Source organism: Clostridium nigeriense (assembly GCF_900086595.1).
In the GTDB taxonomy this organism is placed as follows: domain Bacteria; phylum Bacillota; class Clostridia; order Clostridiales; family Clostridiaceae; genus Clostridium; species Clostridium nigeriense.
Window position 1 is genome coordinate 1,395,036 of record NZ_LT575472.1, and the last position, 17,321, is coordinate 1,412,356.

Consider the following 17,321-nt stretch of genomic DNA (forward strand, 5'->3'; position numbering starts at 1 on the left):
TTTAAATTTTAATATAGTTAAGGATAAAATGGATTTTTGATATATGTATAATAAAAATGAAATAAAGGCTCCTACAATAGTAAATATATATAATTTTATAAGAAAAACAGTATATCCAAGTGGTGAATTTGTTTATGATGATTTTAAAACTATAATTCATCAGTTAGAAATATTAAAAGAATATGGACTTCCAGCAACTTATGCACTAAAATATGATGCTTTAATAGATGAAAGATTTAGTAATTTAATAAAGGAAAGCATTGATGATTATGATGAAGTTGGAATATGGTGGGAAATAGATAAACAACTAGCTGAAAAATCAGGGGTTAAGTGGAAGGGAAATACTCCAGTAGATGATCATGTAAACATAGGGTATTCATTAGGTTACTCTATAGAAGATAGAATAAAAATGGTAGATGTTTATATGAAAGATTTTAAAGAAATCTTTGGTTACTATCCTAAGTCAGTGGGGTCTTGGGTAATAGATATAGTGACCTTAGAGTATTTAAAAGAAAAGTATAGTATTGAAGCTGTTGCTATATGTAGAGATCAAATTGGAACAGATGGATTTACATTATGGGGTGGATATTTTAATCAAGGGTATTACCCTAGTAAAATAAATGAATATATGCCATCTCAAAATAAGGAAATGCAATTAGATTTACCTATTTTTAGAATGTTAGCACCAGATCCTATATATGCATTTGAGGATGGATTAAGAAAATCTGTAAATGGTGTTTATACTTTAGAACCAGCAGCAGTAATTGCTCAAAATAAGGATTGGGTCAAATGGTTATTTGAAAGGCATACTAATGAAGAAGTATTAGGATTTTCTTATGTACAAGCTGGTCAAGAAAATACTTTTTTATGGAATACAATGAGAAAGGGGTATGAACTTCAAATTCCATATATAAAATCCCTAGCAAGTGAAGGAAAGATTAGAGTAGAAACCTTAAAGGAAACAGGAAGATGGTTTAAGAACAAGTATAAGCTTACACCTCCAACAACTTTAACCGCATCAGAGGATTGGAATAAAGATAACTTAAGGATTATGTGGTATAACAGTAGATTTTATAGAATAAGTTTTCTTTATGAAAATATGAATCTATCTATAAGAGATATGCATATTTTTAATGAAAATTATAAATCAAGATATTATGATAATACATTAGAATCTAATGAAAGTATATTTGATGCTCTTCCAATATTAAATGCTCATTACTGGAGTGATGATAACAAAAGAGCGTCAATAGATTTGATAAGAATAAATAATTTAAAGGAATTAGATTATATAAAAGGATATGAACCAAATTTTTCTGTATTAGATGATGCTACTTATAAAACACTTTGGAAAACTATTGATAATTCAACTATAGAAATCTTATGTAAGGAATCTGAAATTATAATAAAGGAAGATATAAACAAGAATTTAGGGTTACATATTAATAAATTTCCTATCTTAAAGTATGCAAATAAAAAGGAAATAATATGTGAGCATAATAATTTTACATACTCTCTTTATTTAATAAAAGGTGAGTTTATATTAAAAGAAGATTCCTCCATTATAATTAATTCAGAAGATAATGAAATAAGAATTTCAGTAGAGAAGGAAGAAGTAGCAGATAATAAGGTATTTTATTCAGATTATTATTTAAAAAACAAAAAAGAAGTAGATGAATATATACCCAAATATAAAAGAATAAAAGTTAAATCAAAATTACTTCCAAGGGCATTAAGACCTAGAATTTTTCCAAAGACACTGGTAATGAGACCCTCTATAACTGAAAAAGTTATAATAGAAAATCCTAATAAAGAAGGAGAAATTAGATATACTTTAGATGGAAGTGAGCCTAATTTAAGCTCTTTACTTTATAAGGAGCCTATAGTAATAAAAGAACCTTTAATAATTAAGGCTAAGGCTTTTAGAAAAGGATACAAAGAAAGTGAAATAGAAGAGGGAAGATTTTATTCATCTTTATTAATTAAAGATATAAAGAGTTTTACGACTCCAGTAGATATAAAGAAATATAATAAAAATGGTGTATATGATTTAATAGATAGAAAAAAAGGTAGTGAGGATTACACAGATGGTAACTGGCTTGGATATCATGAAGATTTAAATGTAATAGTGGATTTAGGAGAGGAAAAAAATATAAGAAAAGTAACTGTAGGTTTTCTGCAGGATACTAGAGCATGGATTTATTATCCTAGATTTATAGATTTTAAGGTTTCATCAGATGGAGAAGTCTTTACAGATATAAAAAGAATTTATTATAAAAATTCTATTCCAAGAAAAGAAGTTGCAGTAGAAGATATTTCTGCAAGCTATATTGGAAAAGCAAGATATATAAGGATATTTGCAAAAAATGAAGAGATATGTCCAGAGTGGAGTATTATGGCAGGCGAGGGACCGGCATTTATGTTTGTTGATGAAATTACAGTTGAATAATTTTAATGCCAGCTAAAAGAGGAGATGTAAGTATGAATTTAATTCCTATGCCTAGAAAAATTAAAAATATAGATGGTATTTTTAAGATAAAAAGAGATTTAGAAATAATACTAGATTATAAATGTGACTTTAGTGATTTAGAATCCGCTTTATTATTGCAAAAAGAAATTCAAGGTATTTTAGGGTTTAAAGCTAATATAAGAAAAGCCTTCAATGAAGAACTTTATAAAAACTATATAGTTTTAAAGAAAAACTTTTTGATGGATAAGGAAGCTTATAACTTAGAAATAACTAATAGCCATATAGAAATAAGTGCAGGAAGTGCAAGTGGTATTTTTTATGGAGTTCAAACTTTAATACAAATAATAAAGGAAAATGGATCAAGTTTACCTGGAGTATTAATTGAAGATAAACCTTATTTTAAACACAGAGGATTTTACCATGATGTTACTAGAGGAAAAGTGCCTAAGTTAGAAACTTTAATGGATATAGTAGATAAGGCTGCTTCATATAAAATTAATGAAATTCAATTATATATAGAGCATACCTTTGCTTTTAAGGGAATGAGTGAAGTATGGTTAGACAAGGATCCACTAACTTCAGAGGAAATTATTTTATTAGATAAATATTGTAAAGAAAGGCATATAGAGCTTATACCGTCAATATCTACTTTTGGTCATTTATATGAGGTATTAAGAAGTAAATCTTTTAGAGATTTATGTGAAATGGGTAATGATGACAATGAGTATTCCTTTGTTGATAGAATGGCTCATCATACCTTAGATGTTAGTAATGATAATAGTATAAAATTAGTAAAAAATATGCTGGAGGAATTTATTCCTTTATTTACATCTAATAAATTTAATATATGCTGCGATGAGACCTTTGATTTAGGAAAGAAAAAAAGCTTAGATTTAGCTAATAAGCTTGGTGTAGGAAGATTATATATTAACTTTTTAAATCAAGTAATTTCAATAGTGAAAAAGTATGATAAGAAAATAATGTTTTGGGGAGATGTTATATTAAATCATCCTGAGTTAATAAATGAGATAGATAAAGATGTTATATGCTTAAATTGGAATTATTGGTGTGGTGTAACAGAAAAAGATACGAAGATAATTGCAGATAGTGGAAGAAAACAATATGTATGTCCTGGAGTAGGTGGATGGAGCCATTTAATGAATCTTATGGATAATGCATTTGAAAACATCTATAGGATGGTATCCTTTGGGGTAAAATATAATGCGATAGGAGTTTCAAATACTAATTGGGGAGATTATGGACATGTTAATTTATGGCCAAGCTCTATTCCAGCTATGATATATGGAGCAGCATTATCTTGGAATCCAGAGATAGAAAAAAACTTTGAAGAAATGTATAAAAATATTTCCATTTTAGAGTTTAAAGATGATAGTGGTAAATTAGTTTCATTATTATCTGAGTTAAGTAAATGTCAAGAAATGGGATGGTCAGAATTAGTTATATGGAAGGAAAAATTCAATACTAATGAGACTATAAAAGATGAACTTCTTGAAAAAATGAAAAGAATAAATACAGAGGATTTATTAAGTAAATATAAAAATGCCTTAGAAATAGAAGAAAAACTAGGACTGTTATTATTAAGTTCAAGTAAAAAAGAAGATATACAAGAATTTATAATTGCTGCAAGAGGAATTTCATTAATAAATATTATATTTTTTATAATAATAATGAATGAAATATATAATGAAAGTAGCAAGGAGTATAGTGCTAAGAATTTAGCAGAAAAGTTTGAAGAATGGTTTTATGATTATTCGGTTATATGGAGAAAAACAAATAAGGAAAGTGAATTATATAGAATAAGAGAAGTTGTAAAATATACTTGTGATTATTTGAGAGAAATATAATTGTAGGAGGTAAAAACATGGGCAATAAATATATATTTCCAGAAGGATTTTGGTGGGGATCAGCTACATCAGGACCACAATCTGAAGGAAGTTTTAATAAGAAACATAAAAATGTATTTGATTATTGGTATGAAGTTGAACCTGAAATATTCTTTGATAATGTAGGACCACAGGTTACTTCTAATTTTTATAATAGTTATAAGTCTGATATAGCTATGCTTAAGGAAATAGGTCTAAATAGTTTTAGAACATCAATTCAATGGACAAGGCTTATAAAAGATTTAGAAACTGGAGAACCAGATGAGGATGGAGTTAGATTTTACAATGGTGTAATAGATGAAATAATAAAAAATGGAATGATTCCAGTAATGAATTTACATCACTTTGACTTACCAGTAGAATTATATAATAAGTATGGGGGATGGACATCAAAGCACGTTGTAGATTTATTTGTAAAATTTGCAGAAACAGCCTTTGAATTATTTGGAGATAGAGTGAAGTTTTGGGCAACATTCAATGAGCCAATAGTTGTTGTTGAAGGTCAATATTTATATAAATTTCACTATCCTAAATTAGTCGATGGTAAAAAAGCAGTTCAAACTCTTTATAATTTAAATTTAGCTTCAGCAAAGGCTATAGAAAGATTTAGAACTTTAGAATGTAGTAAGGATGGTAAAATAGGTATAATTCTAAATCTTACTCCGGCATATCCAAGAAGCACAGAAAATATTGAAGACTTAAAGGCTGCTAAAATTGTAGATAGCTTTTTTAATAATTCATTTTTAGATCCAGCTGTAAAGGGAGAGTTTCCAAAGGTATTAGTAGAGTTACTAGAAGATGATAATGTAATGTGGGAATCTACTGAAGAGGAAATGAGTATTATTAAAAATAATACTGTAGATTTTTTAGGGGTAAATTATTATCAGCCAAGAAGAGTAAAGGCAAAAGAATCAAATTATGATGATTCATTAGGGTGGATGCCGGATAAATACTTTGATAATTATGAAATGCCAGGAAGAAGAATGAACCCTTATAGGGGGTGGGAGATATATCCTAAGGCTATTTATGATATTTCCATAAATATAAGAGATAATTATAATAATATACCATGGTTTATATCTGAGAATGGAATGGGAGTAGAAGGTGAAGAGAAATATATTAATGAAAAGGGATTTATAGATGATGATTATAGAATAGATTTCTTTAAAGAGCATTTGGAATATCTTCATAAGGGAATAGAAGAAGGTTCTAATTGTTTTGGTTATCATACTTGGACACCTATAGATTGTTGGTCATGGTGTAATGCTTACAAAAACAGATATGGTTTTATTTCAGTAGATTTAAAAACTCAAGAAAAGAAAATTAAAAAATCAGGAAATTGGATAAAAGAAGTTTCAAAAAATAATGGATTTTAAATAATTAACGTTAGATAAGGAGTGGTTTTATGTACCCAATTAAATTTGAAAATTTATATTATGAAAAAATATGGGGTGGAAGAGATTTTGAAGCCTTTAGAGATAATATGCCAGAAGGAAATATAGGAGAAACTTGGGATATAGCATGTCATCCAAATGGCACAGGTGTAGTAGAAAATGGAGAATTAAGAGGTAAAAGATTCGATGATTTAATAAAGGAATATGGACATGGATTAGTTGGAGAAAAAGTAACATTAGAAAAATTCCCACTACTTATCAAATTAATTAATTCCAAGGAAAAGTTATCAGTTCAAGTTCATCCAGGTGATGAATATGCAGCTAAATACGAAGGAGATTATGGTAAGACAGAAGCTTGGTATGTAATGGATGCAAAACCAGGAGCTTCTTTAATAGTAGGAACTAAAAAATGTACTAAGGAAGAATTTGAAGAATCTATAAAAAATAATGATGTAGAAAGTTATTTAAATAAAATAGAAGTTAAAAAAGGCGATTGTTTCTTAATAAATAGTGGATTAGTCCATGCCATATGTGAGGGGGTTATAATTGCAGAAATTCAGCAAAATAGCGATGTGACATATAGAGTTTATGATTATGGAAGACCAAGAGAAATTCATGTTGAAAAAGCATTAGATGTTATAAATTTTAATATTCAATGTGAAAACTTAAGTGAAAGAGAAGAAGTTAAATATGAGGGATATAATCATAGTTTATTATGTAAAAATGAGTACTTTGGTATAGAAAAAATAACTATAGAATCAGATTATAAAGATTCAAGTGATATAGAAAAGTTTGATATGTATACTTGTGTAGAAGGTAATGGAATTATAGAAGGTAAAGATTTTAAAGAAGAAATAAAAATGGGCGATAGTCTTTTAATTCCAGCAAACCTAGGTGATTATGTAATTAAAGGAAATATTACTGTATTAAAGAGTTATCCAGTTGTATAGATAAAATGTAAAAGAGGAGAAAATATATGAATTATATAGTAGGTATAGATATAGGCGGAACAAATGTAAGAACAGCTTTATTAGATGAAGAAAGAAATATAATAGATAAATTTAAAATAAAAAATGAAGTGGAAAAAGGTCCAGAATACAACTTAGATAAGGTTATAGATTATATAAATATTAATTGGAAGAGTAAAGGGATAAAGGGTATAGGAATTGGATGCCCAGGACCTTTAAACATAAAGGAAGGAAAGATACTTAAAGCACCAAATTTAAAGGGGTGGGAAAACTTTAGTGTTAAAGGATATATTGAAGAAAAAACTTCTTTAAAGACGGAAATAAATAATGATGCTAATGTAGCTGGATTAGCAGAAGCTGTGGTAGGTTCTGCAAAGGGAGCTGAAAGTGTATTTTATATTACTGTATCAACTGGTGTAGGTGGAGCTTTAATTATAAATAATAAGATAGTAAATGGGGCAAATAGTTCTGCAGGAGAAATTTGCAATTTAATAATAAATGAAGATAAATATAGTCACTCAGGATTAGTTCAAGGTGGACTAGAGGGGCAATGTAGTGGACCTAATATAGCAAGAAAAGCTAGTGATATTTTAGGGAAAAAGATAGAAACACCAGAAGTATTTGAACTATATAAAAACAATAATAGAGAAATCAAAAAGTTAGTTGATGAGTTATGTGATAATTTAGCAAAGGGAATCTCCAATGTAATATCTGTTGCAGATCCTGAAGTTATAGTATTAGGTGGTTCTGTAATTTTATATAATACATCACTTATTCCAATAATTGAAGAAAAAGTTAAGGATAAAATTTTAAATCCAGATACCTTAGATATAAGAGTTGCAGAAATTGGTGATGATGCAGGATTAAAAGGAGCAAGTCTTCTTATATAGAAATAAAAAAATAGAATTAAAACTACAAGAAAATTATAGATAAGTTAAAGTATTAGTTTTAACTAGCTATTAGTAATTCCCATAATAGATAATTAATTATCTATTATGGGAATTTTGTTATTTTAGCTAATTTTTGTGTTGTAATGTGAAGATATGTTATTTACATATATATCCATAATGTTTTCGTAATTATTATCGGTAAGTGATACATAAGTTAATCCAAGTAAGTTTTTATTTACTCTATTAACTTTACAATTTAAACATATGTTATTAAATTCAACAGTTACAAGAGAATTTTCTTTAAAGTTATAAGGTGAATTTAATAATATGCCCAATCCAGTTTCAGATATATCATGTAGATTACCTTCAAATAAATTGTTATTATGAATTATTTTAGTATGTATTGTACCTGATATTTTTATTCTTTCGCTTTTTCTATATATTGGCTTTTGGTAAGCAACCTTTATTGATGTTATAATTCCCAACAAATTATAAAAACTCCAAAATATATTAATTAAATAAGCAGAAAAGTTGCCTATTTCACCGTTTAGAGAAAGAGTACCTACTATCCATGATATTATAGTTATAATTCCTATAATAATATGGGGAAGAGCAATCTTAAATTGAAAATATTTTTTGTTTGAAGTTATATCTTTTGAAGTAACATTAAAATTAATTTTAATAGCTAATAATTCTTTTAGAACAGAAAGGGATATATGTGGTGCCATTGCAATTTCATAGTAATGAGACCATTTTACGCTTCGTGTTTTAGAAGATAGTGTTTTAAATACTAAAAACTGCCCTAAAATAAAAGGAGTAAACATAGTTAATAAATCTTTTATAGTTGCATCAATAATTAAATTAGATGTTAAAAGATAAACTATAGGACATAATATGTAAATAAGTTTTTGAATACTTGATAACCAATAAACAACTCCATCAAAATAAGCTATTTTTTGAGGAAAAGTAAGCCCTTTATTAAAGAAGATATTAAAATGTTTTATTACCTGTAAATTTCCTCTGCACCATCTATCTCTTTGCTTAACTAACTCAGAAAAGGTTGTAGCGCTTAAACCAAGAACCAATTCTTTGTTAATAAAAACTGACTCATACCCTTGAGCTTGAAGTAGCATACCAACAGCCATATCTTCTGTAATTGAGCATGTTGGATAACCACCAATATCTAAAACATATTGTCTATTAAAAACAGCATTAGTACCAACGTGTAATACTGCATTAATTGCTGCCCTTGCTTCTTCTATATCCCTCATAAAAAAATCTTGTTCGTTTGGTATATGTTTACTTAAATTATATTGATACATATCTTGATTGTAATAAACCTGAGGAGCTTGTACAAAAGCGGTGTTTTTATTAGAAAAATAACCAACTGTTTTATTTAAGAAGTCTTTTTTAGGAATCATATCTGCATCTAAAACTGCAAATAAATCTCCATCTATATTATTAAGAGCATTATTAATATTACCTGCTTTAGCACCTTTATTATCTTCTCTAGTAATATAGTTAACATTAAAATTTTCACATAATTTTTTAAGTTCATTTCTTTTGCCGTCATCACAAATATAAACTTTAAATTTACTTTTAGGATAATTTAGGTTTTTACTTGCTACTATAGTCTTTTTTAACAAATCTAGAGGTTCGTTATATGTACAAATTAATACGTCAACAGTAGGAATATATCCATCTTTAAAATCTGATAGTGATTTAGGAATAAGATTATATCGCTTAGTAAATAAAAATTGAAAGTTTAAAAAGGATATTAATCCTAGTAATTCTGCTGAGTATAATATTAATCCTAATATAAAACTTGTAATAGTATTATGGGGAATAGCTGTAATTCTCCAAAGAATATAAACTAAAGATATAAGGGCGTTAATAAGTATTAATAATTTTCTAAGGGATGGTCTAAATACAGCTAAAGTAAATACTACAATTAATAATGTTACTGAAATAATTAAATACAAATAAATCACCTACTTATAAAAAAATCAATATTTATTATAAAAACATAAAAAAGATGTGTCAATTTTAATTATTAAGAAATAACTATAAGATGAGGATATATAAAATTAATATAACTTTTAGAATTTGAATTGAAAAATAAATATATATTAAAGGAATATTTAGAAAATTTAAATTTATTTATAATTTAAAAAAGAACTTCGACAGAGATTGACAAGCCTTGTGTTCAATGATAATATAATAAAAAAATCCCTTTAAATTGATTCGAGAAATCAGCAAGGAAGTTATAGTATACTTATAAATTTAAGCTTTTTAATTGTGTACAAATTACAATGAAAAGCAAATGAAAGAGTTATCATAGCCTTCCTTATTAGGAAGGCTTTTTTTACTTAAGTAAACAAAAGTAAAAACAAAGTAATAAGAAAGTCATAAGTTAAGTATATTAAACCTTATGTAGTTGTTTAGGTCTCACAAATAGGGAAATAACTAATTAGGAGAAGGTAAGATGAAAGTAAACAACAATAACAGAGTAGCTATAAAAATGGCAATTGCTTTAGTTTTAGGACTAATTGCAGGTATAGGATGCTTATTACTAAGAGAAAATTTAATTGCAAACGGAAATGCAGATATTTGGACAAAGATAAATAATATTTTATTCCAAGATATATCAGCAGAAGGGGCCACAAGTGCCATAGGAATATTTTATATTATAGGTCAATTATTTGTTAATTCTCTTCAGCTTATAATTGTGCCAATGGTATTTACTTCTATTGCACTAGCTATGTGTAAAATAAGTGATACAAAGAAGCTTGGACGTATTTCATTTAAAACTATATCAGGATTTTTAATAACTTCATTTTTCGCATTAGCATTAGCTGGGGTAATAGGATTTATAATTAAAAATTTAGGGCTATTTACAGCAAATGTAGAAAATGTAGCTGCAAAAGCAGGAGTAGCAAGTTCTACTAATCCATTACTTGTAATAGTAAATGTAATACCTAATAATATTTTATCTGTTTTTTCAAAAAATAGCGAAGTGTTAGCTGTAGTATTTATAGCTGTAGTTACGGGTTTATGTATTAATAACTTAGGAGATAAAATTAAAGTTTTAAAGACTGTATTAGAAGAAGTTAATTCTATTATCACTGTATTTTTAACTTTTGTAATAACAAAGTTTGGACCAATAGCAATATTTGTTCTTATAACAAGAACTTTTGCAATATATGGTATAGATAATTTAAAACCAGCTTTAGTATATGTAGTAGTTACAATATTTACTTTATTATTATTCTTAATATTTGGATATGCAATATTTGTAGCTGTAGGGGCTAGACTGAATCCAATTAATTTCGTAAAGAAAATGGGGAAGGTTGCTTTATTTGGATTCTCAACTTCATCTTCAGCAGCAACATTACCTTTAAATACAAAAACTACTACTGAAGAACTAGGTGTTGATAAGGATATAGCTTCATTTATATTACCACTTGGAATGACAGTAAACATGAATGGTACTGCTATAATGCAAGTTATAGCAACAATATTCATAGCATCATCAGCAGGGTATAATGTAACAGTAGGTAATATAATAGTAATAGCATTAATAGCATTGATAGCATCAGTTGGTACTCCGGCAGCACCAGGAGCAGGAGCTATAATACTTTTCACAGTATTATCAGGAATGGGATATAATAATGACGGAGCAATACTTGCTTATTCATTAATACTTGCTATAAACAGACCAATAGAAATGCTAGTAACCTCTTTAAATGTAGTAGGAGATGCTGCAACAAGTGTAGTAGTTGCAAAATCTGAAGATATGTTAGATGAGAAAGTATATAATGCAAATTAATTTATAAAATTATAAATAATAAAAAAAGTACATCAATTATTAAAAGTAATTGGTGTACTTTTTTTATTCTTAAAAAATATAGAATGTTAAATATCATTTAAAATATTTTTATGTAATAATTATTACATAGGGTATTTAATGAGGGGGATGTAAATATGAGAAAGTTTAAAAGGTTAATAAGGGTAATGTTGATGGGTTTGTTTATAATAAATTTTTTATCAACAACAATTAAAGTTAAAGCTGATGATGAGATCTATTATAATGATAGTTATTATATAAAGAATGTAAATTTAAGTATAGAAGTAAATGATAAAAAACAATTTTTTATTACAGAAGTAATTGATGCATATTTTAATAAAGCAAGTGAAGGTATAAGAAGAGATATTAGATTATCTAATATGGATGATAAGTGGGAGATATCTGATGTATTGGTTGAAGGAGCTTCTGTTGAAATGGATTCATATGGAGGTAATATATGCTTAAGATTAGGAGATGCAAATGAATTAATAGAAGGAGATAAAAGATATGTAATTAAATATACTCTTAATTATTATGATGATGAAGAAGAGGATGGAGATTATATAGATTTAGACTTGCTAGATTATTTAAATACAAAGGTGGAGAAATTTAAAGCTGAAATAAGGTATATTGATGAGTGGAAGTATTCGGAGATGAGATTAATTAATAGATCATATGAGAATATAAAAAATAATTTAGCTCGATATTATGTAAAAGATAATAAAATTATTATAGAATCAACAAATGTTAATAGTATTATATTACAAGGAAAATTAAGTAATGGAACCTTTAAAAATGCCCCACTTAGAAAATATCCTTATTTTGTGAATAATGATAGTATAAATATTAATATTACTAAATCTAAAGATTATATAATTGAAAGAAATTTTGAGATAAATGTTTCTGGAGATAGTTTCTACCCTTACGATGATTATATAACTCTCTGGAAAGGTAATTTTGAAGATATAATAAGTGATGTTAATATAAGTAATAGTGAAGTAGAAATTGTAGATGATATATATATGAAAATTCCTAAAACTCCTGGTAATTATAAATTTACTGTAACTTACAAAGTAAGGCCAGATATAAAGAAAGATTCCAAATTTATATTAAAAGGTATAAGTAATTATTACTGTGTAAAGAATTTAACAGTTAATATAAGTTCTGAAGTACCTATATTAGATAATATTATAACTTTTGGTAGAGAATCTAATCCAAATGATACAGAAAAATACTTTTTAAAAAGTAGTAGTAATTTTCTTCAATTTAAAAATTTTAAAAAAATTGCTCCATCAGATGAAGTTTCTATTATATTAAATAATGACAATACCTTATTTTCAAGAGAAGATAGAGAAGCCGAAAAAGATATTATAAAAATATCAATTTTTACTGGAATAATATCTTGTGCATTATTTTTCATATTAAAGAAAAAAGGATATTTATTTTCATGGTTTTTATCAATATTAATGCTAATTTTATCATATATTCCAATTCTAAAACTTCATATGGAAATATATAAATTTAGTACTTTTATAAAAGTTGAAAGTTTGTCACTCAATCAAGCATATGTTCCAATTATACTTATGGCATATGTTTTTATATACTTTGGATATAAATCTATTATTAATAATAAGATTACATTTAAAACTGTAAAAAATATTATAATAGCATATGGTATTTTTATAGGATTTATGTTGATTGAAATAAATAAATTTAGAGTAAATATATTATTTTCTACATTTATAACTATAGTTTTATCTACAATAATATCACTTTCTTTAGCTGTATTTATACTCAAAATGGATTAATACTATAGTTTTTAATAAAATAGAAATACATCAAGAAACTTGTATCGATACAATTGACTGAAACTTTATAAGGTTGTAAACTTATAGTAAGTTTTACCAGAAGGGGGCAATTGTTTTGAATAAACAAACAAGATTAAAAAAAATAAGTCAAACAGCATTATTAGCAGCATTATGCTTCGTATCATTTACCTATTTACAAATTAAAATACCTGTACCTGGAGGTGATGCAACTTCACTTCATATTGGAAATACATTTTGTGTTTTAGCTGCATTGTTACTTGGGGGATGGTATGGAGGATTAGCAGGAGCAATAGGTATGACTATTGCAGATATAATAGATCCTGTATATATAATGGTAGCGCCTAAAACTTTTATTTTAAAATTATGTATTGGATTAATTACTGGATTAATTGCACATAAAATTGCTAATATCAGTGAAAGTAATGATAAAAAATATATTTTAAAGTGGAGTATAATTGCATCTATTGGAGGATTAGCTTTTAATGTAATTGCAGATCCTATAGTTGGTTTTTTCTATAAACAATTTATATTGGGACAACCTCAAGATGCAGCTGCTATTTTAGCTAAATTAAGTGCGGTTACTACCTTTATTAATGCAGTAGTTTCTACAATATTAGTAGTAGTAATATATAATGCAATAAGACCAATATTGAAGAAGTCAGGATTATTATTAAAAGTAGAATAAAATATTAAACTATTTTAAATAAGGGGAGTTGTTTTTATGCAACTCCCCTTATTTAAGTAGCTTATATTATTAAATTAATATAACTTTAATAGAAAGCATTTTTGATTAGCTAATTTTATGTCAAAATAACGAAAAAAATGGATAATCATAGAATATTATGGCTAAATTTGCTAAAGTTTACTTAGCTAGGAACGAAATAGTTATAGGGAGCATTATAAAATTATAAAAAAGGAGATATGTAATAATGAAGAAAGCATTGACAAAAATTTGCATGGCATTATTAGCAAGTACATTATTAATTACAAATGTTTCACCTAGTAATGCCTATGCAAAGAACAAAGATGAAGAAGCTACTGACATAACTGTAAGCAATGAAGAAGTAGCAAAAATTGCACAAGAAGCATACATCTATGGTGTTGCACTTGTAGAAATGGAAAGATCAAAAAATCAAATGACACATCCTCAATACGAAGGAGATACAGAATGGGCTCCACTAGGAGAATTCTATCATGTTCGTAATTTTGCGGATCCATCAACTACTAGATTAAGAGCACCAAATATAGATGTTTTATATTCAGGAGCTTGGGTAAACTTAAAGGATCAACCTGTAGTAGTTTACGTTCCAGATATGGGAGATAGATACTATTCAATTCAAGTAAATGATATGTATAGTAATATTTCAGGGTATATAGGAACTAGAGCTACTGGAAATAAAGAAGGTGTCTATGCAATAGTTGGACCTGAATGGGATGAAGAAGTTGGAGTTGATGTAGATGGAGTTATAAAGGTTAACACAAACTACACATGGTTATTCCCAAGAACTTTTGCAAAAGACGCACAAGATTTAGAAGTTGTACATGCTCTACAAGACAAATATAGAATAGCACCATTAGATAAGTATGAAAGTCAAGGTATCAAAGCCTTTAAGAAGACATATCCACAAAAGGATAGAGGAATGCAATTAGAAGAAGATCCATATGGAAAAATAGAATACTTTGAAGTATTAAATGACATTTTAAAGGATATTGGAATGCCAGAATCAGAATCAGCTTTAATGGATAGATTTGATTCAATAGGAGTTGGTCCTAATTCAGAATTCAACGTATCTACACTTTCACCAGAATTAAAAACAATATTTACTAATGTTGCTGTGCAAACAGAACAATTAATAACATACATTTTAAATGGACCAAGAGAAACTGTTAATGGATGGGGTGGATCTAAGGATGTAGGTTTATTTGGAACTAACTACTTCTTACGTACTTTATGTGCAAGAGGAGGAATTGGTGGAAATACAGCTGAAGAAGCATATTATCCAACTTCATATTTTGATGGAAATAATGAAAGATATAATGGTTCAAATAATTATACTTTAACATTCCCAGCTGGAAGTATTCCACCAGTTAAAGCTTTCTGGTCATTAACTATATATGATTCAGAAACTCAATGTTTAGTAGATAATCCAATTAATAAATATGCAATTAGAGATGTTGATACTGATCTTAAATACAATGAAGATGGTTCATTAACTCTATATATACAAAGTGAAGCACCAGTAGGTTTTGAAGGTAACTGGTTACCATCACCTAAGGGTAAGGATTTCCATCTTATTTTTAGAGCTTATATGCCAGGGCAAGAATGGTTTACAGGAAATTACTCATTACCTGGAGTACAAAAGGTAAATTAATTAAAAAACTTCTATGGCTTTTTAGCTATAGAGGTTTTTAACTATATCTAGATAAAGTTTATTTTAAGTGTAAATAAAAAATAAAGGAAATAATAATAAGGTGAAAATATGTCAAAGGGATATTCAATTAATAATAAGCTAATATTCAATTTAGCAGCTTCATTAATGGTATTTACTGCAATTGTTATAATATTACAGCATCCAAGCAATATAATTAAAATTATAGTTGGATTGGGATCTTTAATTGCTATAGCATTTGTTGGAGTAGCTGTTTATAAAGAAAGAATGGAAAAATCATCAAAGTATGTTTTAACAATTATATATGCAATAATATCATTTTTCTTCTTAGCTTGTAATCCTAATGTAGAGTTTGCGGTAGTAATCAATGTATTTGCAGGAGTTGGGATACTTACTTTATATAATGATTATAAAGTAACTTTGTTGAATATGATTTTAGGTGTTATTATAATTATTTTTGGTAGTATATATTACAAGGATACGGCATTTAGGCTATCAAATTCAAATATAGTATCAACTATAACCATATATTACATATTAATGTGTACCTTTTTAATATTGTCTAATAAAATAAGTACTAAACTTAGATTGGAAGCTGAAATTGCAGCTAAAGATGCTGAAGAAAAAAATAAAAAAATTGAAATACTATTATCCAAAATAGAAAATAGTACAGAAGTAATTAATAACATCAGTTCTACAGTTAAAAATAGTATAGAAGATATAGAAGAAACATCTCAATATGTTACTAACTCAGTGGCTGTTTTTACAGAGAGAATAATAGATGAAACTGAAAATATTAGAAATACAAATAAATCAATAGAAGAAATAGATATTAATATTAAAGAAGCTTTAAGAGATTCAAAAGAAATGATTTCGTATTCTAGTAATACAAAAGATGCCATAGATAATGGAATAAATAAAGTTAGTATACTATTTAAAAGTATGGATGATGTGAAAAATGTAGTGAACAATACTAAAGATGTAATGGATGAATTAAATAAACAAATGACTAACGTTCATTCAATAGTACAAACAATAGAAAATATTTCTGAACAAACAAATTTATTATCCTTAAATGCAGCTATTGAATCTGCTAGAGCTGGCGAGCATGGCAGAGGTTTTAGTGTTGTAGCTAATAATATTAGATCACTTGCAACTCAATCAAAAGAGGCTACTAAAAATATTTCAAATATTATCGTTAAATTATACTCTATGATAAGTTTAGTGAATACTAATGTAGAGCAAGGAAAACAAAGTGTACTAGAAAGCGAAGGTTCTAGAAAAGCAGTCGAGGAAATATTAGTAGAAATGAAAAGCACTATAAATAGAACTATTGACAAAATAAGTTTGGTTCAAGGTAGAATAAGTGAGCTAAATGGACTTTCTAGAATGATTAACGAAAATATGAATGAAATTACTGATTCAACAAATAATAACTCTGCTCTTATTCAAGAAATTATGGCTAAAATAGAAGAAGAAACTGCTTCAATAAATGAAGTAAGTAGAGATGCAAATGAACTAGATGATTTAACTATAACTTTATCAGAAATATTAAATAATATAAATTAGTTAATATATACTTTATATTTAAAACTGTACAATTTTGTACAGTTTTTTGCTTCTGTATTA

At 27.1% G+C, this 17,321-nt stretch carries 11 protein-coding genes; 10 read left to right on the plus strand and 1 reads right to left on the minus strand.

Features of this window, described 5'->3' with window-relative positions; translation table 11 throughout:
- The first annotated feature begins 43 nt into the window (after positions 1-43).
- From BN6774_RS06665 to BN6774_RS06685, 5 genes are read left to right on the plus strand one after another with little or no spacing between them, the layout of a single operon-like run.
- The gene (locus BN6774_RS06665; RefSeq protein WP_084766925.1) at positions 44-2,449 is read left to right on the plus strand and encodes an FN3 associated domain-containing protein; all 2,406 of its coding nucleotides are present in this window, start codon (positions 44-46) and stop codon (positions 2,447-2,449) included.
- Positions 2,450-2,481: 32 nt separating this feature from the next.
- A complete protein-coding gene (locus BN6774_RS06670; RefSeq protein WP_066891577.1) occupies positions 2,482-4,335 on the plus strand; it encodes a beta-N-acetylhexosaminidase in 1,854 nt (617 codons plus the stop codon).
- A 17-nt stretch (positions 4,336-4,352) separates the two neighbouring features.
- Positions 4,353-5,750, plus strand: a complete 1,398-nt coding sequence (locus tag BN6774_RS06675) for a glycoside hydrolase family 1 protein (protein WP_066891581.1) — start codon at positions 4,353-4,355, stop codon at positions 5,748-5,750.
- 29 nt (positions 5,751-5,779) lie between these two features.
- Positions 5,780-6,718 (plus strand): type I phosphomannose isomerase catalytic subunit, encoded by a 939-nt coding sequence (locus BN6774_RS06680; RefSeq protein WP_066891584.1) that lies wholly within the window; start codon positions 5,780-5,782, stop codon positions 6,716-6,718.
- A 26-nt stretch (positions 6,719-6,744) separates the two neighbouring features.
- Entirely contained in the window at positions 6,745-7,626 is an 882-nt protein-coding gene (locus BN6774_RS06685) for an ROK family protein (RefSeq protein ID WP_066891588.1), read from the plus strand.
- A 122-nt stretch (positions 7,627-7,748) separates the two neighbouring features.
- Here BN6774_RS06685 and BN6774_RS06690 read toward each other — a convergent pair whose 3' ends face one another.
- Complete coding sequence (locus BN6774_RS06690; protein ID WP_066891591.1) at positions 7,749-9,608, minus strand: glycosyltransferase; 1,860 nt, start codon at positions 9,606-9,608, stop codon at positions 7,749-7,751.
- 503 nt (positions 9,609-10,111) lie between these two features.
- Between BN6774_RS06690 and BN6774_RS06695 the strand changes: the two genes are divergently transcribed.
- The 5 genes from BN6774_RS06695 to BN6774_RS06715 all read left to right on the plus strand — a co-directional run bounded on the left by BN6774_RS06695 (position 10,112) and on the right by BN6774_RS06715 (position 17,261).
- On the plus strand, positions 10,112-11,455 hold the full coding sequence (locus BN6774_RS06695) for a dicarboxylate/amino acid:cation symporter (protein WP_066891594.1): 1,344 nt from the start codon (positions 10,112-10,114) through the stop codon (positions 11,453-11,455).
- 155 nt (positions 11,456-11,610) lie between these two features.
- Complete coding sequence (locus tag BN6774_RS06700; protein ID WP_066891597.1) at positions 11,611-13,281, plus strand: hypothetical protein; 1,671 nt, start codon at positions 11,611-11,613, stop codon at positions 13,279-13,281.
- A gap of 115 nt (positions 13,282-13,396) precedes the next feature.
- Complete coding sequence (locus BN6774_RS06705; protein WP_066891600.1) at positions 13,397-13,987, plus strand: ECF transporter S component; 591 nt, start codon at positions 13,397-13,399, stop codon at positions 13,985-13,987.
- A 244-nt stretch (positions 13,988-14,231) separates the two neighbouring features.
- Positions 14,232-15,674, plus strand: coding sequence for a DUF1254 domain-containing protein (locus BN6774_RS06710; RefSeq protein ID WP_066891603.1), 1,443 nt, complete (start codon positions 14,232-14,234; stop codon positions 15,672-15,674).
- A gap of 108 nt (positions 15,675-15,782) precedes the next feature.
- A complete protein-coding gene (locus BN6774_RS06715; RefSeq protein WP_066891606.1) occupies positions 15,783-17,261 on the plus strand; it encodes a methyl-accepting chemotaxis protein in 1,479 nt (492 codons plus the stop codon).
- The last annotated feature ends 60 nt before the right edge of the window (positions 17,262-17,321 follow it).